19 protein-coding genes and 1 tRNA gene are annotated in these 24,474 nt (G+C 72.0%); 14 read left to right on the top strand and 6 right to left on the bottom strand.

Translation table 11 applies throughout. The features are described 5' to 3' along the window. Positions 1-4: 4 nt before the first annotated feature. Complete coding sequence (locus OGH68_RS12320; protein ID WP_264243427.1) at positions 5-916, bottom strand: sugar phosphate isomerase/epimerase family protein; 912 nt, start codon at positions 914-916, stop codon at positions 5-7. A gap of 138 nt (positions 917-1,054) precedes the next feature. On the opposite strand from OGH68_RS12320, the gene iolC reads away from it, so the two are divergent. Genes iolC through mmsA form a run of 5 tightly spaced genes read left to right on the top strand, consistent with a single transcriptional unit; the run spans position 1,055 to position 7,228 of the window. Continuing rightward, complete coding sequence (iolC, locus tag OGH68_RS12315) at positions 1,055-2,095, top strand: 5-dehydro-2-deoxygluconokinase (protein ID WP_264243426.1); 1,041 nt, start codon at positions 1,055-1,057, stop codon at positions 2,093-2,095. After that, a complete protein-coding gene (locus OGH68_RS12310) occupies positions 2,092-2,982 on the top strand; it encodes a deoxyribose-phosphate aldolase (protein WP_264243425.1) in 891 nt (296 codons plus the stop codon). The genes iolC and OGH68_RS12310 overlap by 4 nt, the downstream gene beginning before the upstream one ends. A 9-nt stretch (positions 2,983-2,991) precedes the next feature. Next, on the top strand, positions 2,992-3,810 hold the full coding sequence (gene iolB / locus OGH68_RS12305) for a 5-deoxy-glucuronate isomerase (protein WP_264243424.1): 819 nt from the start codon (positions 2,992-2,994) through the stop codon (positions 3,808-3,810). Then, positions 3,807-5,711 (top strand): 3D-(3,5/4)-trihydroxycyclohexane-1,2-dione acylhydrolase (decyclizing), encoded by a 1,905-nt coding sequence (iolD, locus tag OGH68_RS12300; RefSeq protein ID WP_264243423.1) that lies wholly within the window; start codon positions 3,807-3,809, stop codon positions 5,709-5,711. The genes iolB and iolD overlap by 4 nt, the downstream gene beginning before the upstream one ends. A 14-nt stretch (positions 5,712-5,725) precedes the next feature. Next, the gene (gene mmsA, locus OGH68_RS12295) at positions 5,726-7,228 is read left to right on the top strand and encodes a CoA-acylating methylmalonate-semialdehyde dehydrogenase (protein WP_264243422.1); all 1,503 of its coding nucleotides are present in this window, start codon (positions 5,726-5,728) and stop codon (positions 7,226-7,228) included. Positions 7,229-7,260: 32 nt separating this feature from the next. Here mmsA and OGH68_RS12290 read toward each other — a convergent pair whose 3' ends face one another. After that, a complete protein-coding gene (locus OGH68_RS12290; RefSeq protein ID WP_264243421.1) occupies positions 7,261-8,451 on the bottom strand; it encodes a S8 family peptidase in 1,191 nt (396 codons plus the stop codon). Between the two features lie 354 nt (positions 8,452-8,805). Here OGH68_RS12290 and OGH68_RS12285 point away from each other — a divergent pair, with 354 nt between their 5' ends. The 4 genes from OGH68_RS12285 to OGH68_RS12270 all read left to right on the top strand — a co-directional run bounded on the left by OGH68_RS12285 (position 8,806) and on the right by OGH68_RS12270 (position 14,859). Further along, positions 8,806-11,610 carry an alpha/beta fold hydrolase gene (locus tag OGH68_RS12285; RefSeq protein ID WP_264243420.1) on the top strand — a complete coding sequence of 935 codons (2,805 nt, stop codon included), beginning with the start codon at positions 8,806-8,808 and terminating at the stop codon, positions 11,608-11,610. Continuing rightward, positions 11,607-12,494: an ABC transporter permease gene (locus OGH68_RS12280; RefSeq protein ID WP_264243419.1), complete on the top strand. Its 888-nt coding sequence runs from the start codon at positions 11,607-11,609 to the stop codon at positions 12,492-12,494. Before OGH68_RS12285 ends, OGH68_RS12280 begins: the two co-directional genes overlap by 4 nt. A gap of 137 nt (positions 12,495-12,631) precedes the next feature. After that, positions 12,632-14,236: a YfbK domain-containing protein gene (locus OGH68_RS12275; protein ID WP_413471106.1), complete on the top strand. Its 1,605-nt coding sequence runs from the start codon at positions 12,632-12,634 to the stop codon at positions 14,234-14,236. A 149-nt stretch (positions 14,237-14,385) separates the two neighbouring features. Continuing rightward, the gene (locus OGH68_RS12270) at positions 14,386-14,859 is read left to right on the top strand and encodes a DUF1772 domain-containing protein (protein WP_264243417.1); all 474 of its coding nucleotides are present in this window, start codon (positions 14,386-14,388) and stop codon (positions 14,857-14,859) included. Between the two features lie 23 nt (positions 14,860-14,882). Here OGH68_RS12270 and OGH68_RS12265 read toward each other — a convergent pair whose 3' ends face one another. Beyond that, positions 14,883-15,386, bottom strand: a complete 504-nt coding sequence (locus tag OGH68_RS12265; protein WP_264243416.1) for a nitroreductase family deazaflavin-dependent oxidoreductase — start codon at positions 15,384-15,386, stop codon at positions 14,883-14,885. Between the two features lie 400 nt (positions 15,387-15,786). Between OGH68_RS12265 and OGH68_RS12260 the strand changes: the two genes are divergently transcribed. Both OGH68_RS12260 and OGH68_RS12255 read left to right on the top strand, forming a co-directional pair. Continuing rightward, positions 15,787-16,791, top strand: coding sequence for a PP2C family protein-serine/threonine phosphatase (locus OGH68_RS12260; RefSeq protein ID WP_264250046.1), 1,005 nt, complete (start codon positions 15,787-15,789; stop codon positions 16,789-16,791). 135 nt (positions 16,792-16,926) lie between these two features. Beyond that, positions 16,927-17,430 (top strand): MarR family winged helix-turn-helix transcriptional regulator, encoded by a 504-nt coding sequence (locus OGH68_RS12255; RefSeq protein WP_264250045.1) that lies wholly within the window; start codon positions 16,927-16,929, stop codon positions 17,428-17,430. A gap of 254 nt (positions 17,431-17,684) precedes the next feature. Here the strand turns inward: OGH68_RS12255 and OGH68_RS12250 are convergent, their stop codons facing one another. Next, complete coding sequence (locus tag OGH68_RS12250; RefSeq protein ID WP_264243415.1) at positions 17,685-18,386, bottom strand: DUF4142 domain-containing protein; 702 nt, start codon at positions 18,384-18,386, stop codon at positions 17,685-17,687. A gap of 510 nt (positions 18,387-18,896) precedes the next feature. After that, the gene (locus OGH68_RS12245; protein WP_264243414.1) at positions 18,897-19,340 is read right to left on the bottom strand and encodes a cytidine deaminase; all 444 of its coding nucleotides are present in this window, start codon (positions 19,338-19,340) and stop codon (positions 18,897-18,899) included. A 105-nt stretch (positions 19,341-19,445) separates the two neighbouring features. Here OGH68_RS12245 and OGH68_RS12240 point away from each other — a divergent pair, with 105 nt between their 5' ends. Next, complete coding sequence (locus OGH68_RS12240) at positions 19,446-20,000, top strand: flavoprotein (RefSeq protein ID WP_264243413.1); 555 nt, start codon at positions 19,446-19,448, stop codon at positions 19,998-20,000. Positions 20,001-20,562: 562 nt separating this feature from the next. On the opposite strand, the gene OGH68_RS12235 is transcribed toward OGH68_RS12240, so the two are convergent. Further along, positions 20,563-20,635: transfer RNA gene (locus tag OGH68_RS12235), tRNA-Arg, on the bottom strand. A gap of 303 nt (positions 20,636-20,938) precedes the next feature. Here OGH68_RS12235 and OGH68_RS12230 point away from each other — a divergent pair. Both OGH68_RS12230 and OGH68_RS12225 read left to right on the top strand, forming a co-directional pair. Continuing rightward, complete coding sequence (locus tag OGH68_RS12230) at positions 20,939-22,552, top strand: dynamin family protein (RefSeq protein ID WP_264250044.1); 1,614 nt, start codon at positions 20,939-20,941, stop codon at positions 22,550-22,552. A gap of 6 nt (positions 22,553-22,558) precedes the next feature. After that, the gene (locus OGH68_RS12225; RefSeq protein ID WP_264243412.1) at positions 22,559-24,367 is read left to right on the top strand and encodes a GTP-binding protein; all 1,809 of its coding nucleotides are present in this window, start codon (positions 22,559-22,561) and stop codon (positions 24,365-24,367) included. Positions 24,368-24,474: the final 107 nt, after the last annotated feature.

The raw sequence follows: 24,474 nt of genomic DNA, 5'->3' as shown, positions 1-24,474 counted from the left end.
TGCGTCAGACGCCGCAGGAGCGCAGGAATCCGCGCGTGCGTTCGGCGATCGGAAAAGGTTTGTCCGGCGGACACGGATACATGTCCTGCTCGACGATGGCGAACAGATCGACGCCCAGCGACTGGGCGGCGGTCAGCACGGGTTCGAGCGCGGGCACCCCGGCCGGCGGCTCGCACATCACACCCCGGCCCACCGCGGGCCCGAACGGCACCTCGTCGGCCACGACATGGGCGAGCACCTCCGGATCGACCTGCTTGAGATGGAGGTAACCGATCCGCTCCCCGTAGGTCTCGATGAGCTTGACGCTGTCACCGCCGCAGTAGGCGTAGTGGCCGGTGTCCAGACAGAGCGAGACGCGGTCGGGGTCGGTGGCGTCGAGGAAGCGGGTGACGTTCTCCTCGGTGTCGATGTGGGTGTCGGCGTGCGGGTGCACGACGATCTCCAGGCCGTAGCGCTCGCGCACCTCATGGCCGAGCCGCTCGGTCTGCTCCGTCAGATCCCGCCACTGCTCCTGGGTCAGCGTGCGGTCCTCGAGCACCCGGCCCGTCTTGTCGTCGCGCCAGAACGAGGGGATCACCACCAGATGCGAGGCGCCCATCGCCCGGGTCAGCGCCGCGATGTCGGAGACATGCGCCCATGTCTCCTCCCACACCGCGGGGCCGTGGTGCAGTCCGGTGAAGACGGTCCCGGCCGAGACCTTGAGGCCGCGCCGCGCGGTCTCGTCCGCCAGGCGGGCCGGGTCGGTCGGCAGGTAGCCGTAAGGCCCGAGTTCGATCCACTCGTAACCGGCGTGTGCGACCTCGTCGAGAAAGCGCTGCCAGGGGACCTGGCGGGGATCGTCGGGGAACCACACCCCCCAGGAGTCGGGGGCCGAGCCGACCCGGATGCGGTTCAGGGCGGGGACGGATGAGGTCATGCCGGTCAGCTTTCCGGCCGCCGAAGAAAGGTGTCAAGGCTTGGTCCGAATGTAAGGACAAAATGTTGACAGGGTTCGCCGGAGAGGGCTAGACCTGGTGTCAGCCGGCACCGGCGGGTTCGAACCGAAGGGACGCGCATGCCTCAGCCGTATGACGTGATCACGATGGGCCGGATCGGGGTCGACCTCTATCCGCTGCGTGCCGGGGTCCCGTTGGCACAGGTCGACACGTTCGGGAAGTTCCTCGGCGGTTCGGCGGCGAACGTCGCCGTCGCCGCGGCCAGGCTGGGCCGGCGGACCGCGGTGATCACCCGGACGGGACGCGACGCCTTCGGCGACTATCTGCACCAGGCGCTGGGCGAGTTCGGTGTCGACGACCGCTGGGTCACCCCCGTGGACGCGTACCCCACGCCGGTCACCTTCTGCGAGATCTTCCCGCCGGACGACTTCCCCCTCTACTTCTACCGGCTGCCGAAGGCGCCCGATCTCGAGATCCGGGAAGACGAGTTGGACCTGGACGCCATTCGTGACGCCCGGGTCTTCTGGACGACCGGTACGGGTCTGTGCGCGGAACCGAGCCGGTCGGCGACGCTTGCGGCGCTGGCGCACCGGGCCCGGTCGGGGATCACCGTGTTCGACCTCGACTGGCGGCCGATGTTCTGGCCGGACCCGCGGGAGGCGAGGGCGTACTACGCCCGGGCCCTGACCCGTGCCACCGTCGCGGTGGGCAACCTGGAGGAGTGCGAGGTCGCCACGGGCGAGCGGGAACCGCACGCCGCCGCCCGCGCGCTGCTGGCCGCCGGGGTCGAACTCGCCGTCGTCAAACAGGGCCCCAAAGGCGTGCTCGCCGTGCACCGGGACGGCACGCAGGCATCGGTGCCGCCCGTGCCGGTCGACGTCGTCAACGGCCTGGGAGCCGGCGACGCGTTCGGCGGCGCGCTGTGCGACGGGCTGCTCGCCGGGCGGGAGTTGGAAGAGACCATGCGGTACGCCAACGCGGCGGGGGCGATCGTGGCGTCGCGGCTCGCCTGCTCGACGGCGATGCCGTACGCAAAGGAGGTCGAGAGCGTCCTCGCGGGTGGCCCGCCCCCACCGGACCCGAGCGCACCCGGCGCGGCCGTCCGCAACCCCGCCGCCCCCGGCCTCGACCCCCGCCCCGGGCGTGGGGAGCCCTCGTGAGCCGGGTCGCACTCTCCGAGCTCGTCGGGATCCGTGCACGCCATCCGGAAGCGGTCGCCGAGGCGGCCCTCCGCCGGCGCCGGCGTCCCCGGCTCGTCGGCGACAGCGGCCGGCTGATGGTCATCGCCGCCGACCACCCCGCGCGCGGGGCCCTCGCCGTCGGTGACCGCCGCCTCGCCATGGCCAACCGCCTCGACCTGCTGGAGCGGTTGTGCCTCGCACTGTCCCGCCCCGGCGTCGACGGGGTACTCGCCACCGCCGACATCCTCGACGACCTGCTCCTCCTCGGAGCCCTCGACGACAAGGTCGTGATGGGTTCCATGAACCGCGGCGGACTCGCCGGGGCCGCCTTCGAACTCGACGACCGGTTCACCGGTCACCGCGCCCGCGACCTGGAGCGGCTGGGGTTCGACGCGGGCAAACTGCTCCTGCGCATCGACTACGGCGACCCGTCCTCCCTCGACACCCTGACTGCCGCGGCACGCGTCGTCGGCGAGATGGCCGAGCGCCGGCTTCCCGTCTTCGTGGAGCCGTTCATCTGTCACCGCACCGACGGCCGGCTCCGCAACGATCTCAGTGCCGAAGCCGTCACCCGCTCCATCGCCATCGCCTCCGGACTGGCCGGCACATCCGCGTACACCTGGCTGAAGGTGCCCGTCACCGACGACCCCGACGACATGCGGACGGTGATGGAGACCTCCACCCTCCCGGCGGTGCTGCTCGGCGGTGACATAGGGGACGACCAGGACCGTGCGTACGAGAAATGGCGCGGTGCCCTGCAACTGCCGACGGTCCAGGGCCTGGTGGTGGGCCGCTCGCTGCTCTATCCGGTCGACGGCGACGTCGCGGGCGCGGTCGACACGGCCGTCGGACTGCTTCAGGGGTAGGGAGAAGGCATGGAAGACAACCACGAGCCGCGAGACCTCCACCTTCCCGCAGGCTGCACCGCGAGCCCGCCGTACGCCGTGAGCATCGGTCCCGAGCAGGCCGGCTGGGACTACTCCGCCCTGCGCGTGCTCGAGCTGGATCCGGGAGGCTCGCATCTGCTGGCCGCAGGAGACAGCGAGTGGATCGTGCTGCCGCTCACCGGTGGTTGCACCGTGCGGACGCAAGGCGAGATCTTTGAACTGCAGGGGCGGAAGAGCGTGTTCGGCGGAGTGAGTGACTTCGCCTATGTGCCGCGCGACGCCCGTGCCCAGATCGCCTCCGGCGCGGGAGGCCGCTTCGCCCTGGCAGGAGCGAGGTGCGAGCGCCGACTCCCCGCTCGCTACGGCCCCGCGCCGGAGGTACTTGTCGAGGCCCGCGGCAGCGGCAGCCAGGCCCGCGAGGTCCACAACTTCGCCGCCGCGGGCGCCTTCGCCTGCGACCGGCTGATCGCCGTCGAAGTGCTCACGCCCGGCGGCAACTGGTCCTCCTACCCGCCGCACAAACACGACGAGCACCGACCGGGTGAGGAGAGCGAACTCGAGGAGATCTACTACTTCGAGATCGAGGACGGCGGCCTCGGCTACCAGCGCGTCTCCCCGTCGAGGCCCGGCGGCGCCGAACTGCTCACCGAGGTCCGCACGGGCGACGCCGTCCTCGTGCCCGACGGCTGGCACGGCCCGTCCATGGCGGAGCCGGGCCACACCATGTACTACCTGAATGTGATGGCGGGCGCCGAGCGTGAGTGGCTGATCCGCTTCCACCCCGACCACACGGAGGGTTACCGGTGACCACCTCGCGCCCGGCCGGCCCGCCGCCGACGACCCGGCGGCTGACCACGGCCCAGGCCCTCGTCGCCTTCCTCGCCCGCCAGTACACCGAACGCGACGGCAGGCGCCACCGTCTGATCGGCGCGACCTGGGGCATCTTCGGCCACGGCAACGTGGCGGGTGTCGGGCAGGCACTCCTGGAATCCGCTCAGGACATGCCCTACCTCCAGGGCCGCAACGAACAGGCCATGGTCCACGCCGCCGTCGGACACGCCCGCCAGTCCCGTCGGCTCGCCGCCCACGCCGTCACCACGTCCATCGGCCCCGGCGCCACCAACCTGGTCACCGGCGCGGCGCTGGCCACCGTCAATCATCTTCCCGTCCTGCTGCTGCCCGGCGACACGTTCGCCACCCGTCCGGCCGACCCGGTCCTCCAGCAGCTCGAAGTGCCGTACGCGGGGGACGTGTCGGTGAACGACTGCCTGCGTCCCGTCTCCCGCTGGTTCGACCGGATCGTCCGCCCGGAGGCGCTGGTGCCGGCCGCGCTCCAGGCCGTGCGGGTCCTGACCGACCCCGCGCAGACCGGCGCGGTCACGCTCGCGCTTCCGCAGGACGTGCAGGCGGAGGCGTACGACTGGCCCGAGAAGTTCTTCGCCGAGCGGACTTGGCGGATCCCCCGGCCGCGTCCCGACGCCGAGGCACTGGCGGAGGCGGCGACGGCTCTGCGCTCCGCCCGCCGGCCGTTGCTCGTCGCGGGCGGCGGCGTGCACCACTCGGAGGCGGAGGACGCGCTGCGGGTCTTCACCGAGGCGACCGGCGTCCCGGTCGCCTCCACGCAGGCCGGCAAGGGGTCGCTGCCGTACGACCACCCGTGCGACGTCGGCGGCATCGGCCACACCGGCACAGCCACGGCCGACGACCTGGCACGCACCGCGGACCTGGTGATCGGCGTCGGCACCCGCTGGTCCGACTTCACCACCGCATCCTCGACCCTGTTCCAGGACGAGCAGGTCCGCTTCCTCAACATCAACATCACCGCCTTCGACGCCCACAAGATGTCGGGCCTCTCCCTCGTCGCCGACGCCCGCGCCGCCCTCCAGGAGCTCACCGCCGCCGTCGGGGGCCACCGCGTCGACGCCGCGTACGAAGCCGGATACGGCCGGGCCAAGGCGGCCTGGGAACAGCGGGTGACCGCGGCCTTCACCGCCCCCGACCCCGACCTGCCGCCCACCCAGGCGCAGGTCCTCGGCGCGCTCGACTCGCTGGTCACGCAGGACGACATCGTCATCAACGCCGCCGGCTCCCTCCCCGGCGACCTGCACAAACTGTGGCGCGCCCGCTCCGCCGACCAGTACCACGTCGAGTACGGCTACTCCTGCATGGGCTACGAGATCCCGGCAGCGATCGGCGTCGCCATGGCCGCCCCCGGCCGCCCGGTGTGGGCCCTCGTCGGCGACGGTACGTACCTCATGAATCCCACCGAGATCGTCACCGCCGTCCAGGAAGGAGTGCCGGTCAAGATGGTGATCCTGCAGAACCACGGCTACGCCTCAATCGGCGGACTCTCCGAGACGGTGGGCTCCGAGCGCTACGGCACCGCCTACCGGCACCGCGCCGACGACCGGACCTTCACCGGCGCCCCGCTGCCCGTCGACCTCGCGGCCAACGCCGCATCGCTCGGCATGCGGGTGATCCGCGCCCGCAGCGTGCGTGACCTGCGGGAAGCACTGGCCGAGGCCCGCGCCGCCGACGTGCCCACATGTGTCTACGTCGAGACCGAAACGGCAGACACTGTGTCGGGCCCGCCCGCAGCACAGGCGTGGTGGGATGTTCCTGTGGCCGAGACCGCGACCCGCCCGTCGGCGGTGAAGGCCCGTGAGGAGTACGACCGGCAGGCCGCCGCCCGACGCCGCCATCTCTGAAGGAGCTTTTCGTCATGACGAAGACCGTCAACCACTGGATCGGTGGCAAGACCGTCGAAGGTGCGTCGGGGAACTGGGGCCCGGTCACCGACCCGGCGACGGGAGCCGTCACCACGCGTGTCGCCCTCGCCTCCGCCGACGAGGTCGCCGCGGCCGTGGCGGCGGCGCGCGAGGCGTACGCGACCTGGTCCACGTCCTCGCTCGCGCAGCGCACCGCGGTCCTCTTCCGCTACCGCGCTCTGCTGGACGCGCACCGCGACGACATCGCGGACCTGATCACCGCCGAACACGGCAAGGTGCACTCCGACGCCCTCGGCGAGGTGGCCCGCGGTCTCGAGATCGTCGAGCTCGCCTGCGGCATCACGACCCAGCTCAAGGGGGAGCTGTCCACCCAGGTCTCCAGCCGGGTGGACGTCGCCGCGATCCGGCAGCCGCTGGGCGTCGTCGCCGGCATCACCCCGTTCAACTTCCCGGCGATGGTGCCGATGTGGATGTTCCCGCTGGCCGTCGCCTGCGGAAACACCTTCGTCCTCAAGCCGAGCGAGAAGGACCCGTCCGCCGCCAACCTCCTCGCCGAGCTGGCCTCCCAGGCCGGTCTGCCCGACGGCGTGCTCAACGTCGTCCACGGCGACAAGGTCGCCGTCGACGCGCTGCTCGAGCACCCCGACGTGGCCGCGGTCTCGTTCGTCGGCTCCACCCCGATCGCCCGCTACATCCACACCACCGCCTCCGCCAACGGCAAGCGGGTCCAGGCTCTCGGCGGCGCGAAGAACCACATGCTGGTGCTGCCCGACGCCGACCTCGACGCGGCCGCCGACGCGGCGGTCTCCGCGGCGTACGGCTCGGCGGGCGAGCGGTGCATGGCGATCTCGGCGGTCGTCGCGGTCGGCGCGATCGCCGACGAACTGGTGGACAAGATCCGCGAGCGCGCCGAGAAGATCAAGATCGGTCCGGGCAACGACCCCACGTCCGAGATGGGCCCGCTGATCACCGCCGCCCACCGCGACAAGGTCGCCTCGTACGTCAAGGGCGCCGCCGCCCAGGGCGCGGACGTCGTCCTCGACGGCACCGGGTACACGGTCGACGGCTTCGAGGACGGCCACTGGATCGGGCTGTCGCTCCTGGACAAGGTCTCCACCGACTCCGACGCCTACCGCGACGAGATCTTCGGTCCGGTGCTGTGCGTGCTGCGCGCGGCGACGTACGAGGACGGTGTGGCGCTGATCAACGGCTCCCCGTACGGCAACGGCACGGCGATCTTCACGCGTGACGGCGGCGCGGCGCGCCGCTTCCAGCTGGAGATCGAGGCCGGGATGGTCGGTGTGAACGTGCCGATCCCGGTGCCGGTGGGATACCACTCCTTCGGTGGCTGGAAGGACTCCCTCTTCGGCGACCACCACATCTACGGCAACGACGGCGTGCACTTCTACACCCGTGGCAAGGTCGTCACCACCCGCTGGCCCGACCCGGCCGACGCCCCGGCCGGTGTGGACCTGGGCTTCCCCCGCAACCACTGAGGCGACGCCCGCCGGCACGGCGATGCGGTGGGTCAGAACAGCGAGTACAGCAGCTTGTTCGGGGAACCGGTCATCGGGCTCTGGACCTTGCCCGACGTCGCGCCCGCCACCAGGGCGTCCCGGACCTGCGCCGGGGTGGCCGTCGGATGCGACGAGAGGTAGAGCGCGGCCACGCCCGCGGTGTGCGGGCTCGCCATCGAGGTGCCCGAGATGGTGCTGGTGGCGGTGTCGTTGTCCTTCCAGGCGGAGGTGATGCCCACGCCCGGCGCGAACAGGTCCAGGCAGGTTCCGTAGTTGGAGAACGATGCCCGGCGGTCCGCGCTGTCCGTCGCCCCGACCGTGATCGCCTCGGGGACGCGGGCGGGTGAGTAGTTGCACGCGTTCGCGGGGATGCCCAGGATCGGGAGCCCGTTGCCCGCCGCGACGGAGTAGCTGACGCCGGAAGCGATGGACTTCTTCACGGCGTTGTCCAGCGCGGTGCTCGCACTGCCGCCGAGGCTCATGTTCGCCACGGCGGGCTTCTGTGCGTTGGCGGTGACCCAGTCGACGCCCGCGATGACCCCGGCGGTGGTGCCGGAGCCGTTGCAGTCGAGGACCCGTACGGCGATGAGGTTGACGCTCTTGGCGACGCCGTAGTTCTTGCCGCCGACGGTACCCGCGACATGGGTGCCGTGGCCCTGGCAGTCCTGGCCGTTCTGCCCGCCGCCCACCGTGTCCGTGCCGACGCTCGCGCGTCCGCCGAACTCTGCGTGGGAGGTGCGGATCCCGGTGTCGATGATGTAGGCGTTCACGTTCGACGCCGACGTGTTGTAGGTGTACGTCTTCGACAGCGGCAGGTCGCGCTGGTCGATGCGGTCGATGCCCCAGGTGGCGTTCGCCTGGGTGTCGTTCAGCCGGACCGTGGAGTCCTGCTCGACGTAGGCGACCCGCGGATCGGCCGCGAGCTCCTTCGCCTTGGAGGGCGACATCGCGGCGGAGAAGCCGGAGAGGACGCTGCTGTAGGTGTGCTTCGGTGCGACGCCGAGGTCGGCGGCTCGGGTCGTGCCGTCCTTGAGGACGACGATCCAGCTGCCCGGGACGGCAGTTGCAGTGGGGGCGAGACGAAGATCGCCGATGGACGCGCTGTGCGCGGTGGGGGAGACGGCGAACTGGAGACCGGTCGCGGCGGCGACTGCTGATATCAGCGCCCCGGCGCGACGGGCAGTGGCTCTCATCTCGTGCACCTGACCTTTCGTTGACCGGTTGTTACGGGCAAGTACGGGCGTGCATGGTGCCAGGACGTGCGGCTATGAGAACCAGAGTGCTGTGATGTGACCTGCGCCACAAGAGGGCGGCTGGTGGGTAACTGGCCGGAAAAGTACCCCTCCTGAAGGGGGTTCACCAGGTGTGGATCTTGTGTGCCCCGTCGTCACGGTCCGGAATGTCCGTTGTCGGGAGCGCCCCTGTCACCGTCTCAGAAACCTCTGCGGATACCGCACCTGGTGTACGGCTGCGGTGCCGCGTACTACCCGAGGAGGCGTACAGGTTCCGCCCGGCGGCAGCCGACGTCCGGTCGGCGTGCGCTTAGGGTTTCAACCATGCAGATCCGACTTCCCCGGGCGCGGGACCGCTGGCTCGCGGGTGCCGCCGCCCTCGCCGTCCTCGCCGGCGCCGGCACGTGGACCGCCGTCGCCGACGACACCGCGCCCGCCGTGCACCGCGAGGACCGGGTGCACAGCATGCCCGGGGCGAAGATCGACACTTCGTACTTCACGAGCGGCGGCGACGGCCGCCGACCTGCCGTCCTCCTCGGCCACGGCTTCGGCGGCAGCAAGGACGACGTCCGCGCGCAGGCCGAGCGGCTGGCCCGCGACGGGTACGCCGTGCTCACGTGGTCGGCCCGCGGCTTCGGCCGGTCCACCGGGCAGATCGGGATGAACGATCCGGACCACGAGGTCAAGGACGTCTCCCGGCTGATCGACTGGCTGGCGAAGCGCCCGGAGGTCGAGCTCGACGCGGACGGCGACCCGCGGGTCGGCATGAGCGGCTCCTCCTACGGGGGCGCCGTCTCGCTGCTGGGCGCGGCGTACGACCCGCGGGTCGACGCGATCGCGCCACAGATCACCTACTGGAATCTCGCCGACGCGCTCTTTCCCGACGGCGTCTTCAAGAAGCTCTGGGCCGGCATCTTCTTCACCACCGGCTCGACGGCCGCGGCGGACGGCACGGCCCCGGGAGGCCGCCCGCCCGCCGACCCCGGCGAGCCGGCCGAACCGCCCGCGGGCGAAGCCCCGGCCGGCCAGGACCGCGCTGCCGGCCAGGATGCCGCCGGCAGCGGCACACGGACCACCACGGCCTCCGGCCGCACCGCCGTGCCGGTGAACCCCGACGGATGCGGCCGCTTCCAGCCCGTGCTGTGCGCCATGTACGAGCGCGTCGCCGTCGCCGGGAAGGCCGACGCCCTGGCGCGAAAGCTCCTCGAAAGCCGCAGTCCCTCCGCCGTCGGCGACCGGATCAAGGTGCCCGCGCTCATCGTGCAGGGCCAGTCCGACTCGCTCTTCCCCCTCACACACGCCGACGCCATGGCCAAGACGATCAAGGCCAACGGCGCGCCCGTCGCCGTCGACTGGATCGCCGGCGGCCACGACGGCGGCGACCGGGAGACCGACCGCGTCGAGGCCCGTATCGCCGACTGGTTCGACCGGTACCTGAAGGAGGACAAGGGCGCGGACACCGGGCCCGCCTTCCGCGTCAGCCGCACCGGCGGCGTCGACTCCACCGACGGCCAGGCGCTGCTGCGGGGCGCGACCGCCCCCGCCTACCCCGGTCTCACCGACAGCGCCCGGCAGTTCACGCTCACCGGCCGCGAGCAGCGCTTCTCCAACCCGGCCGGCGGCACACCGCCCGCCATCTCGGCGGTCCCGGGCCTCACCGGCGGCGCGGGTGCGCTGTCCTCGCTCGGCGTCGGTCTGTCCCTCGACTTCCCCGGCCAGTTCGCGAGCTTCGAGTCGGCGCCGCTCGGCGCCTCCACGCGCATCACCGGCTCGCCGTCGATCAGGGTGAAGGTGGCCTCCGACAGCGGCGAGGCCGTCCTGTTCGGCAAGGTCTACGACGTCGGCCCGGACGGCCGGCAGCAGGTGCTGCCCGCCCAACTCGTCGCCCCGGTCCTGGTCGAGGACGCGAAGGCCGGCAAGGAGGTCGAGCTGACCCTCCCGGCCGTGGACCACGAGGTCGACGCCGGGCACCGGCTGCGTCTCGCCTTGTCGGCGACCGACCTCGGCTACGCCTCACCGGCCGCCCCGGCCACCTACACCGTCTCCCTCGCGGGGCGGCTCTCCGTGCCCACCGCGCCCGCCGTGCGGACCGAGGCGGCCGGTCTGCCGTGGTGGGTCTGGGGGCTGCCCGCCGCGGGCGCCCTCGTGGCCGTGGCGCTGCTGCTGACCGCTCACCGCCGCACCGTCGCACCGGCCCCCGACCCGGAGCGTGCCGACGTGCCGCTGGAGATCACCGGCCTGACCAAGCGGTACGCGAAGTCCGCCGACCGGTACGCGGTACAGGACCTGTCCTTCCGCGTCGAGAAGGGCCAGGTGCTCGGCCTCCTTGGTCCCAACGGCGCCGGCAAGACGACCACACTGCGCATGCTGATGGGTCTCATCCGGCCCGACGACGGCGAGATCCGCGTCTTCGGCCACGCGATCAGGCCCGGCGCGCCCGTGCTCTCCCGGGTCGGCGCGTTCGTCGAGGGCGCGGGATTCCTGCCCCACCTGTCGGGGCGCGACAACCTGGAGCTGTACTGGCGGGCGACCGGCCGCCCCGCGGCCGACGCGCACATCGAGGAGGCGCTCGAGATCGCCGGCCTCGGGGACGCGCTCGCCCGCGCCGTGCGCACCTACTCGCAGGGCATGCGGCAGCGGCTCGCCATCGCCCAGGCCATGCTCGGCATGCCGGACCTGCTGATCCTCGACGAGCCGACCAACGGGCTCGACCCGCCGCAGATCCGTGAGATGCGGGACGTGATGATCCGTTACGCCGCGGGCGGCCGGACCGTCATCGTCTCCAGCCACCTCCTCTCGGAGGTCGAGCAGTCCTGCACCCACCTGGTGGTCATGGACCGTGGCCGGCTCGTGCAGGCCGGGCCGGTCGCCGAGATCACCGGCGGGAGCGACACCCTGCTCGTCACCACCGCCGGCGATGTGCCGGACGCGGTCGTCGAGAAGATCGCGGCGCTGCCCGGGATCGGCTCGGCGGCGCGTACGGACGACGGACTGCTCGTACGGCTCGACGGAGCCACCGCCACGGCCATGATCACCGAACTGGTGCGGCTGGACGTGCCCCTGACGGGCGTGGGCCCGCACCGCCGCCTGGAGGACGCGTTCCTCACCCTGATCGGAGGTTCCGCATGAGCGCGCCCGTGAAGACCGGCACGCCGAGCGCGGTGCTCGTCGACTCCGCCCCCGGCTACCGGGCCCGGCACACCCTGCCGCTCCGGGTCGAGGCGGTGCGGCAGCTGAAACGACGCCGGACCCTGGTGATGGCCGGGGTGCTGGGCGTGCTGCCGCTGATCCTGATCGCGGCGTTCGCCATCGGCGGTACTCCGGGCGGCCGGGAAGGCGGCCGGATCACCCTGATGGACACCGCCACCGCCTCCGGCGCGAACTTCGCGGCGACCTGCCTGTTCGTGTCCGCCGGTTTTCTCCTGGTGGTGCCGGTGGCGCTGTTCCACGGTGACACGGTCGCCTCCGAGGCCAACTGGTCCTCACTGCGCTATCTGCTGGCCGCCCCCGTGCCGCGTACCAGGCTGCTGTGGTCGAAGCTCGCCGTGGCGCTGGGCTTCAGCGCGGCGGCGATGCTGCTGCTGCCGCTGGTCGGGCTCGTCTCGGGAACGATCGCCTACGGCTGGGGGCCGCTGAAGCTTCCGACCGGCGGCTCACTGGCGGCGGGCGACACGCTGGCCCGTATCGGGCTCGTCGTGGCGTTCGTGTTCGTCTCCCAACTGGTCACCGCAGGCCTGGCCTTCTGGCTGTCCACCAAGACCGACGCCCCGCTGGGCGCGGTCGGCGGCGCCGTCGGCCTGACCATCATCGGCAATGTGCTGGACGCGGTGACCGCACTGGGCGGCTGGCGCGAAGTACTGCCGGCGCACTGGCAGTTCGCCTGGATCGACGCGCTGCAGCCGCAGCTGGAGTGGACGGGCATGCTCAAGGGGGCGGCGGTCTCCGTCACGTACGCACTGGTCCTGTTCGCGCTCGCGTTCCGGAACTTCGCCCGCAAGGACATCGTGTCGTAGGACATCATGCGCATAGCGGGCGAACCATGCGCCCTGTTGCCGCATCGAGACCCTTCCGCAACGCCACCGACTGCTCCGTCCGGCCGACTGGGACGTCACATTCACAAGTGCCGACGACCCGAGGGGGAGACCGGATGATGTTCCGTGCAGGGGTGGGTTCGAGGATGGGCAGGACGGTTGCGGCGGCCGTCCTGGCCGGTGGAGTACTGCTGACCGCAGGCTGCGGGTCCGGTTCAGGGAACCGGGCCACCGACGCGAGTTACGACGGCGGGCGGCCCGACGGCGCGCCCGCGCCCGTCCTGCCGGACGGCGGCAAGGGCGGGCCGAACCGGGAGGGCGACGAGAGCGCGGAGGGTAAGCGGGACTTCGCGCCGCCCGCCGACTATCTGTCCACCTTCGCCCTCGACGTGGACACCGCCTCCTACGACTACACGCGCCGCCTTCTCAAAGAGGGCGGGACGCCCACGCCGGGGCAGGTCCGGCCCGAGGAGTTCATCAACAGCTTCCGTCAGGACTACCCGCGGCCCAAGGACAACGGCTTCTCCGTGACCGTCGACGGAGCACGGCCGAACGGCGGCGCCGACGGCGAGATCAAGGCCTCCCGACCCGACTCCGCGGAGTACGAGGGCGAGGACTGGGCCCTCGTACGGGTCGGGCTCTCCACCCGGCCCACCGACCCCGAGGCCGACCGGCCTCCCGCCGCCCTCACCTTCGTGATCGACATCTCCGGTTCCATGGCGGAGCGCGGTCGGCTCGACCTCGTCAAGAGGTCCCTCGGGACCCTCACCGACCAGCTCCGCGGCAGCGACTCGGTCGCCGTCGTCACCTTCAGCGGCGAGGCGGAGACCCGGCTGCCGATGACGCGCCTCGACGGCAATCGCGACCGCATCCACTCGGTCATCGACGAGTTGGAGCCCACCGACTCCACCAACGTGGAGGCGGGCGTCACCACCGGCTACGACGAGGCGGTCGAGGGCCGCAGGACCGGGGCGACCAACCGAGTGGTGCTGCTGTCCGACGCCCTCGCCAACACCGGTGAGACGGAGGCCGAGGCCATCCTCGAACGGATCGAGGACGCCCGCCGGGACCACGGCATCACGCTGTTCGGCGTCGGTGTCGGCAGCTCCTTCGGCGACGAGCTGATGGAACGCCTCGCCGACAAGGGCGACGGGCACACCACCTATGTGTCCACCGACGAGAAGGCCCGCAAGGTGTTCGTCGACCAGCTGCCCCGCCATGTGGAACTGCGGGCGCGGGACGCCAAGGCACAGGTCGCGTTCGACCCGCAGACGGTCAAGCAGTTCCGGCTCATAGGCTACGAGAACCGCGAGGTCGCGGACGAGGACTTCCGCGACGACCGCGTCGACGGCGGCGAGGTGGGCCCCGGCCACACCGTCACCGCGCTGTACGCGGTGCGTCTGCGGGACGGCGCCAGTGGCCATGTCGCGACCGCGACGGTGCGCTGGCTCGACCCGAAGACCCGGGCACCGCACGAGGAGAGCGGCTCGATCGAGACCGACGCCGTCGAGGGTGCCCTGTGGGGCGCGCCGTCCGAGCGGCTCCAGATCACCGCGGTGGCCGCGTACTTCGCCGAGTCGCTGCGTGGCGGCTCGATGCCGGGCGCGCCGGGACTGGCCGCGCTGGAGGACCGGGCGCGGGCGCTGGCCGAGGTGACCGAGGACAGCGCGGTCGGTGAACTGGCGGACGCGATCGACCAGGCGCAGCGGCGCTCGCGCGACTGAGCGCTGCGGACAAGGAGGCGGGGTCTGTTGAGGTAGGGCTGGGCGGGGTCGGACGGGGCCGGTCGGGAGTCGGGCGGCGACCGGACCCCGACAACCCCGTGTGTGAAAAGACGGCGCATCGGCCTCCGCGTCACGCCATCATGAACGGCATGGCCGCCCTGCTGCTCGCTCTCGCCGTCGTCACCACAGGTCTGTACGCGGGTTTCTTCGTCATCTTCCTCACCGGCGTGATGCCGGCGCTCGCGCGCCTGTCCGACGACCAGTTCGTGACCGCCATGCGACGCCTCAACGAGAAGGTGCCGCGCGCCACGTTCATGCTGGTCTTCCTGGGCAGCGTCGGCTTCCCGGCGGCAGCCCTCTTCGTCCCCGTCGACGGCCGCACAGCGACGGACCGGTGGCTGGTCGTCGCCGCGCTGGTCTGCGCGGTCGCCGGCCACCTGGTCACCTCCGCCGGCAACGTCCCGTTGAACAACGCCCTGGCGGCGTCGGAGAGCTCCGCACGGTCCGTACCCGCCCGGGAGGCGCGAGCGGCCTTCGAGTCCAGGTGGAACGCCTTGCACCTGGTCCGTACTCTTCTCGCCCTCGCCGCGTTCGTCCTCCTGGTCTGCGCCGCGACGCCGTGACGCCGCGACGGGACCGGGCCGGGTCAGAAGCTCCCCGGCGCCGCCTCCAGGCGCAGGAACGGGATGGACTCGCCCACCCGCCGGTAGTCCGCCTCGCTGCCGTCGACCTCGTACCCCATGAACCGGCAGAGCTGCCGGGCGGCGAAGGGGTGGCGGGGCGCGTAGCGGGCCATGAGGCGACCGCCTTCCTCCGCCGTGACCGGGTGGGCGGTCACGGGGTAGTAGCGGCGGCCGACCTGGATGGTGGCCTGCGGCGTGTGGAGGAGGTTGCGGTACCACTGGGCCCCGGGCCCGAAGCCGGACGCCACCGTCCACGCCCCGCCGACCCGGTCGTGCTCCACGACCTCTATGACCGTCTTGCGGGTCAGGCCGGACGTACGGCCGGTGTGGATCAGCAGAAGCAGACGCCGCCCGAACAGGGGTCCGAGACCGATCCGGTACAGATGGATCGGAAGGCGGGCCGCGAAGCGCTTCCAGCCGCGGGGGAGCGGAGGGCGGCGCTGCGGCGCGGGGTGCGGATGAGTCACGAACCTGCCTCTCGTCAGCGGCGGTGCGGGGGTGGCATGGACATTTGGCGGGCGGGGCAGAGAACCTCGGCCGGGAGTTCTGTGAGAGCGGCTTCGATTCGGTAACGGGGGCGGAACAGGGCGATTCGACTGTGCAACCTTTGCATAGTCTAAAGGTGGTGGCCAGGTCAGCCAGGGGTGGTGGAGCCGCCGCTCCCCGCCCGCTCGACCGGCCGCTCGGTTGCGCCGCAGGCCAGGGCCGTCCCCGCCACCTCCACCGCCACCCGTCACTTCCCCTGTGCCCGCCACCGTCCGCTCCCGTATCCGCCACCGTCACCGTCCGACCAAACGCCCGGAGTCCGCCTTGGCCGACGAGAAGCAGTCGCGGTTCCGACTGTTGTCCGCCCTGCCCTTCCTGGTGATGGGCATCGTGGCCGTGGTCGACGTGACAGCCGGATCGAGCGTGGGATACCTGGCGCTCGTCTCTCTCGGTCCCGCCTTCGCCGGCCTGGTGGGCGGCTGGCGGCGCACGGCCCTGATCGGCCTTCTGTCACTGGTGTTCTGCCTCGGCCTCGGCATCTACGACGACGTGATCGGCGAACGCCGTTGGTACTCCGCCATGGCCTCCGTCGCCGGCGTGACCGGCGCGGGCATCGCGGCGGCGGTGATGCGGCAGCGGCGGGAGGCCGAACTCGCCAGCATGCGCTCCATCGCGGAGGTCGCGCAGCGCGTACTGCTGCGGCCCGTGCCGCGCACGGCGGGCCATCTGCGGGTGGCCGTCTCGTACACCTCGGCGCTCGCGGAGGCCCGGATCGGCGGCGACCTGTACGAGGTGGTCACCTCACCCGGCGGTGTCCGGGTCATCGTCGGTGACGTCCAGGGCAAGGGGCTCGAAGCGGTCGAGACGGCGGCCGTCGTCCTCGGAGCGTTCCGTGAGGCCGCGCACGAGGAGGACGAGCTCGAAGGGGTCGGCGAACGGCTGGAGAGGGCACTCGAACGCGAGCTGCAGGGCGGGGAGAAGTTCGTCACGGCGGTCCTGGCGGAACTCGCGGCGGACAAAGGGGTGGTCCTTCTCAACTACGGGCACCCCGCGCCGCTGGTCGTGCGCGCCGACGGCACGGTGACCTTCGCGGAGCCGCCCCGGCGCGCGCTGCCGCTCGGGCTGGGCCTGCACGGTACGGCCGGTCCGGAGCCGTTCGCGACGGAGTTCGCGCCGGGGGACCAGATGTTCCTCTACACGGACGGCGTCACGGAGACCCGCGACCCGGCCGGCCGGTTCTACCCGCTCGGCGAACGCGGCCATCTGCTCAAGACCGACGACCCGGAAGCGGCGCTCGGGGCGCTGCGCGCGGACATGGAGGAGTACGCGCAGGCACCGCCGCACGACGACGCCGCGATGCTGCTGATCCGCTACCGCCGCGTGTGAGTCCGGCGGGTGCCGGGGCGTGGCGGGAGCCCCGGGCGGTGCGCCTGCTGCGAGGCCGGCACGCGGTACGGGGCCGGCGCACGGTACAAAGAAGAAATGACGGAACCAGCGCACTCCTCGTACTCCTCACGAGGGATGGACGATGTCGACGCCGTGACCCGGGCGGTGTTGACCGCCTCCCGGCTGCTCGTCGCCGTCTCCGCCCGCTCGCTCGCCGCGGTCGAGGACAAGGTGACGCTGCCGCAGTTCCGGCTGCTGGTCGTGCTCTCACTGGAGGGGCCGGCGAAACTGGTCGCACTCGCCGACCGGCTCGGGGTGAACCCGTCGACCGCCATGCGGATGATGGACCGGCTGATCGCCGCGGGCCTCGCGGACCGTCAGGTCAACCCCGACAACCGGCGCGAGACGGTGCTGCGGCTGACGGCGGAGGGCCGGCGCATCGTGGAGGACGTCACCGCGCAGCGCCGCAAGGAGATCGCGGCCATCGTCGAACGGCTCGGCCCGGCACAGCGGGCCGCGCTCGTCGACGCACTTGCTGCTTTCACGGAGGCCGGCGGTGAACCGGCGGTTCCGGACGAGGACGGCGGGCTGTATCCGCTCGGCTGGTCGGACCTGGGCCCGCCGCGTCCCACGCGCTGACGAGGCCGCCGCCGGCGACGCCGGCGGCGGCATGAGGAGCGGTCTGGGCTGAACGGGGAGGACCCGGTCGACATCGCCGGCATGCGGTGGTCGAGCTGCGTCACCGTGCCAGTGCCGCTCCCGGGCAGAGGCCGGCGGGCCGCCGGGTCCTCCACCACGAGAAGCATTGCACAGTGCAAGGGATTTTTCGTCCCCCTGGCCGCGCCGTGTCCACGGCCAGGGGGTCCGGTGCGCCGCGGCGCGGTGGGCGCGGACTACTTCGGCTCGACCGCGGCCTCGACCTCGGCGAACGTCGCGGCATCGACGAGCCCCGTGTCCTCCAGGACCTCGAGGTGGTCCAGCACCGTCTGGTTGGCCTGACGGGCGTGACGGCGGATCAGATCGTTCTGCGTGGCGGCCCTGACCTCACCGATCGTGGCGAAGATCTTGCCGTGCGACGAACGGAGCAGGTTGGCGAAGAGCCGGTCGAACTCCTCGCCCCGGGCGTTCTCCATCTGCCGCACGAAGCCCTGCTGCTCCTCGGTGGCCTCGTTCGGCAGTTCGACACCGAGGATCTCGGCGTCCTCGCGCACGAGCTGGTCGAGCTTGCTGTGACCGTCGATCAGATGCAGTCCGGCACGCTTCACGGCCTCGCTGGAGGCATGCGTCTGAGCCAGCCGCCCGGCGGGTATCTCCCACAGCCCGGCCTGCCGCACCTTCACGAGAAACGTCCGGTCCACATCGGTCACCTTCTGCGGCCCCTGGGCCTCCGCGGCCGTCGCACCGGAGAATCCGGCCCCCGCGTGACCGGCTCCGTGCTGTGCGGACCCGCCCGCCGCCGTGGTGCCGGCGGTGGCCTCTCCGCTGCCCGTCTGGACCAGGACGACCACCAGGGCGATCGCGGCCACAGCGGCGGTGACCACTGCGACGACCCGCATGGAGACCCCGGAACGTGCTGCGCGTCGGTTCGAATGCATAGATGCCTCCCGGCTCGGCATGTGAGGAAACAGTTGCGTGATGGCACTCGGGGAGCCGCTGTGGTGACTGGCACGGCACACAGGGGTGAGTACGGGCGCGAGGACCGGGGCGTTCAACGCGCGCCGTACGGAGACCGTGCGGATGGCTGTTCACTTGACTGATCGCGTGGCTGTACGCGTCGTGAGCGGGTGGTGAGCGGCAGTGGGCAGTGGGCAGGCAGCAATGCGAAAGGCCCTGCGCACGGTTGTACGCAGGGCCTTGTACCGACTGCCACGGCGGGCGCCGCGTGGTCCCGGCAGGCGGGGCCGACGGGACCGGGGCGGTCGCCGGCACCGGCAGGTCGTGCGCCTCCGGACCGTACGTCGTCCAGGAGCCTGAGGATTCCCGCTCGTCGACGACGGGCACCCCCTCGGTGACGGCCCGGCGTGCCTTCGCCGAACCGGACGATCCGAGCTGCCCGAGCGTCGCAGCGTCCTGGAGCGTTGTACGCGCCCGTTGCCCCTCTCTTGTCATTCACTGTGCTGTGCCGTCGAGGGCCACTTGCCGTCGGTGAAATACCTTCCCCAGTAGTAGGGGCTGACCTGCTCGAGGGTGCGCGACTCCCAGCGGGTCGGATCGTCCTCCTGCGGGACGGCGACCTCGACGGCCGGTCCCCAGAGCGCCAGCCGCTCCTGGCAGATGCCGCAGGGCGGCAGGATCAGGACCCTGTCGTGGTCCAGGTCCCGGCAGACGCAGACGGATGCCGTGACGGCCCGGTCCTGGGTGTACGCCTGGATGAAGGCCCCCGTCTCGTGGCAGAGCGTCACGGCTCCGTTCATGTTGTCCAGTCCGATGCTGCTCAGAATTCCCCCGTCGGCCAGCCGCACGGCGGCCGCCCCGCCGGGCTCCTCCGCGGGCCAGCGCCGGTTCAGCAGCGCCATGGCCGCGTCCACGAGTTCCTGGTCGAGTCCCATGCGCGGGAGTCTGTCACAGCGGCTTGTCCGGGCCGCCGGCCATGGCCCGCGGGGCCGTACGCTGCTGAACTCCACCCCTTCCAGCCGCACATCGGGAGTCCCCGCGTGACCGAGCAGCCAGAGCAGCCCGTACCGCCGAAGAAACCCTTCCTCTACGTCGTCGTCTGCGCCTCCCAAATCGCCGGCGAGGTCGGCAAGCTGATCACCGCCGCACAGGAGCAGCGCTGGGAGGTGGGCGTCGTCGCCACCCCGCAGGGCCTGCGCTTCATCGACGACAAAGCGGTCGAGGTACAGACCGGCTACCCGATCCGCTCGGCCTGGCGCCTGCCGGGCGAACCGCGCCCGCTGCCTCCGGCCGACGCCATCGCGGTCGCCCCGGCCACCTTCAACACGATCAACAAGTGGGCGGCCGGGGTCTCCGACACCCTCGCGCTCGGCATCCTGTGCGAGGCCTACGGCTCCGGCATCCCGACCGCCGCCCTCCCGTACCTGAACGCGGCCCAGGCCGCCCACCCCGCGTACCCGCGCAGCCTGGAACGCCTCCGGGAGATGGGCGTCCTGATCGGCTCACACCGCCCTCGCGGCACGGAGTCCGACGACGAGCCGGACTTCCACTGGGAGGAGGCCCTGGAACTCCTCGCCCCGGCGCCCGGGACCTGACCCCCGGGCTCCCGGGGAGGCCGCCCCGCCCTCTGGCTGATCACTGCGTCCCCGGTTCAGCCTGTCCTCACGTGAGCGATAGCGAGGAGCCCCACTCCGATGACGGCGACGGTCGGAGACCAGAATGTGCCGCCCACCAGCAGCAAGGCACCGGCGCCCCACACCCTTGGTCGCCTGACGTGCCGCGGCAGCCAACTGCCCGGCATTCGTCCGAGTAGCAGCCCATGAATGCCGAGCACGGTCCCCGCGAACGCGAGTGTGATCACCAGGATCAGTACAACCAGCGCCATCGCCCCGAAAGCCGCTCCCACGCCTACCCCCTTGAAGCCGCTCTTCGGCGGCTGGGCGCCAGTGTGGCAGGGGAGGCGACCGGAGCCGCCGCACGAGGGGTGGTGAAGGGAGCGGCCTTGAGCGAGTGACCGGATGCCGCGCGCGGCGAGTGGAAAGGGGCCGCCTCGATCGGTCCGGCGCTTACGTGTCCGCTACGCCCGACCCGCTACCGTGCCCCTGACCAGCGAAAAGGCCCTCCGGGTCGGAGGGCCTCGCAGTGGTGCGCTGGGAGCGCCCCCGGCAGGACTCGAACCTGCGGCCAAGCGCTTAGAAGGCGCCTGCTCTATCCACTGAGCTACGGGGGCCGGTGGCCTGGAGCCCCGGTCGGGTGGTCCGTGACCTTGCCGGGCACAAGGATAGGGCTCCGATCCCCTTGGCCCGGTTGCTTCACCTGCGTGGCACGATGTGGAGGTTCGGTGAAGCGGAACGATAATCGCAGGCAGGTGCGATTCATGCATCGCTTTTGACGTCTCACGTCGCGGGTGTTGTGCACTCGTTATGCCTGCGTCCCACTCGTCCCGTGTGTCCCGTCTGTCGGATCGGCGCGCAGAGATCGTCATACGCTTCAAAAAGCCGCCAAAATTGGGCATTCTTCGCTTGTGGTGACCTTGGATGCACGGCCTCAGCTCATCGACGCACTTTCCGCCCTGCGCGACCGTGTCGCCGCCGTGCGTCTACCGCTCCCCCTCGCAGGGGCGCCACGGGCGCGGCAGACGCGGGCCGAACTGCTCGCTCAGCTCGACGACTATCTGGTGCCCCGCCTCAAAGAACCCGAAGCGCCTCTGCTCGCCGTCATCGGCGGATCCACGGGGGCCGGGAAGTCCACGCTCGTCAACTCCCTTGTGGGGCGGCGGGTCAGTGAGGCGGGGGTTCTGCGGCCCACCACCCGGACGCCGGTGCTGGTGTGCCATCCCGACGATCACCACTGGTTCGCAGGGATGCGGGTGCTGCCCCAGCTCCCCCGCGTCTGGCTGCCGCCGCAGGACGAGGTGGAGGAGGAGCACCCGCCCCGCAGGACGGGCGGCCGGCCTGCCGTCGACGAGAAGGCGCTGCGGATCGAGACCGCGTCGTCCCTGCCGCGCGGGCTCGCGCTGCTCGACGCGCCGGACATCGACTCCCTCGTCGTGGAGAACCGACTGCTCGCGGGGGAGTTGCTCTGCGCCGCCGACGTGTGGGTGATGGTGACGACGGCCTCCCGCTACGCGGACGCCGTGCCGTGGCATCTGCTGCGTACGGCGAAGGAGTACAACGCCACGCTGGTCACCGTGCTCGACCGGGTGCCGCACCAGGTGATCGAGGAGGTGTCGCGGCAGTACGCGGCGTTGCTGACGAAGGCCGGGCTCGGCGAGGTGCCGAGGTTCACGATCCCGGAGCTGCCGGAGTCGGCCGGGGGCGCGAACGGGCTGCTGCCCAACACGGCCGTCGCGGGGCTGTTCTCCTGGCTCGCGCACCGGGCGCAGGACCCGGCGGCGCGTCAGCAGGCCCTGGGACGTACGGCCGGTGGCGTGATCGATTCACTCAATGTGCGGATGCCGGAGCTCGCGAGCGCCGTCGCCGCCCAGTACGCGGCGGCCGTACGGCTCACGGGCGCGGTGGAGGAGGCGTACGAGTCGCAGCGCGGACGGGTGCGCAAGCAGGTGCGGGCCGGTGCCGTGCTGGCGGGTGACGCGCGGACGCGCTGGCGCGGCTATCCACGCGACAGTTCGGCCGGCGAGCTGCTGGACTCCCTCGTCGCGAGCCTGTCCGCCCTGCTGCAGTGCGCCGTCGCCGCCGCCGACGAACAGGTCGAGAACGCCTGGCGGCGTGAGCCCGCGGCCGCCGCCGTCACGGTGAACCGCCGGCGCGACCTGGAGGTGGGGGAGCGGATCGGCATGGCCGTACGGCGCTGGCGCCGGGTCCTCGAGGAGCTCGCGGAGGAAGAGGTGCGGGGCATGGAACGCAACGCCGCTCCCGACCCCGAGACGGTCGCCGCACTGCTCGCGGCAGCGCTCCTGGGCGGTCGCCGGGCGCGCAGCGCGGGCGAGCGGCTCGCCGAGCGGATCGGCGCCCAGAGCGCGCTGCGGCTGCGCGACAAGGGCGGCGAGCTGGTGACGACGTACGTCGACGACGTGCTGAACAGCGAGCGGGAGCGCCGCCTCGCGCCCCTCGACGGGCTCGAGGTGAGCCCGGAACCACAGGCCGAGCTGATTGCAGCGCTGTCTCTACTGCAGAAGGAGAGGTGACCGCGGGTGACCGCCATCACCGACGACCAGAACGAGACCGGTGACCGCTGGGACGACGGTCTGATCGCCCGCCGGGCCGGTCAGCCGCCGGAGGCGGGCGAGGGAGAGGGCATGACCGCGGCCCGGGGCGGCGAGGGTCTCGACGGAAGTCACCAGGCGGGCGACGACCACCTGCCCATCGGCGGCACGTACGGCGGCCCGCTGCGGGAGCGGCTCAACGCCCTGCGCGAGCTGCTCGGCCTGTCGCAGACCCGGCTGGACGGGAAGACCCTCGCGGAGGCGGGACGCGTGCTCGACGAGGCCGCCGCGCGGCAGCGGCTCTCGTCCCGCCACACCGTCGTGGCCATCGCCGGTGCGACGGGGAGCGGCAAGTCGGCGCTGTTCAACGCGCTCGCCGGGGTGCGCATCGCCGAGACCGGGCTGCGCCGGCCGACCACGTCCGCGCCGATCGCCTGCACCTGGTCGGAGGGGGCGGCGGGGCTGCTCGACCGGCTCGCGATCCCCGGCCGGCTGCGGCGCAAGCCGCTCGCCGGCGGTGACGGCGACGAACAGCTGCACGGGCTCGTACTGGTCGACCTGCCGGACCACGACTCGGCCGTCGTGCGGCACCGGGAGCAGGTGGACCGGGTGCTGGCCCTGGTCGACGCGGTGATCTGGGTGGTCGACCCGGAGAAGTACGCCGACGCGGCCCTGCACGAACGCTATCTGCGGCCCCTCGCCGGACACGCCGAGATCACCTTCGTCGTGCTCAACCAGATCGACCGGCTGCCCGGCGAGGCCGCCGACCAGGTCCTCGACGACCTGCGCAGGCTGCTCGACGAGGACGGCATGGCGCTGGGGGAGCACGGCGATCCGGGCGCCACCGTCCTGGCGGTGTCGGCGCTCACCGGGGAGGGAGTGGGGGAACTGCGCGAGATGGTCGGTGCGTTCGTCCAGGAGCGGAGCGCGGCGGCGCGCAGGCTGTCCGCCGATGTGGACGCGGCGGCGGCGAAGCTGCGGCCCGTGTACGTCGCCGACGGCCGGACCGGTCTGGACGAGCGGGCCCGCGAGGACTTCTCGGCGCGCCTCGCGGAGGCGATCGGCGCGACGGCGGTCGGTGAGGCGGCGGAGCGCGAGTGGCGCAGGAACGCCGGCCGGGCGTGCGGCACTCCGTGGCTGAGGCTGTGGCGCTGGTACGAGCGCAAGCGCACCCCGGGGGCCGCGTCGTCCGAGCCCCCGGTGCCCACGGAGGAGGAGCCGACTGCACGCCAGCGGGTCGAGCAGGCGGTCCGCGCCGTTGCCGACGAGGCCGCGCACGGTCTGCCGACGCCATGGGGGCAGGCGGTACGGGAAGCGGCCGCGCGGGGGGCCGAAGGGTTGCCGGAGGCGCTCGACGAACTGGCGGCGCGTGAGGCGGCGGAGACCAAGGGACGGCCGCTGCGTCCCGCATGGTGGCCGGCCGCGGTGCTCGCGCAGGCGGCGATGACGCTGCTGCAGATCTTCGGCGGCCTGTGGCTGGTGGGCCAGATCGTCGGCGTACTGGAGCCGGGGCTCATTCCGCCGGTGCTGGTGATGCTCGGCGGAATCCTGGGCGGCCCGCTGGTGGAATGGGCGTGCGCGGCGGCGACCAAGGGGCCCGCACGGCGGTACGGGCAGGAGGCCCGGCGCCGGCTGCACCAGGCGGCGGCGGGGTGCGGGCGGGCCAAGGTGCTCGATCCGATCGCGGCGGAGCTCATGCGGTACCGGGAGGTGCGGGAGCAGTACGCGGCGGTCTCCGGTTCGGCGAAACCGGGGCCCGGAACCCTGCCGGGAAGGGTGCGTAGCCGTATCGGGTGACGGGGTTGTCCACAGAGGCGTGCTCGTCCACAGGCCCCTGCGGGATCCTTCCGTCCGGTCCAGCATGGAGTCCGGTCGACGGCAATCGGGTCGTCAACGACCGGGAA

It is taken from the genome of Streptomyces peucetius (genome assembly GCF_025854275.1).
Lineage (GTDB): Bacteria > Actinomycetota > Actinomycetes > Streptomycetales > Streptomycetaceae > Streptomyces > Streptomyces peucetius_A.
This window is presented reverse-complemented; position numbering and strand designations above follow the sequence as displayed.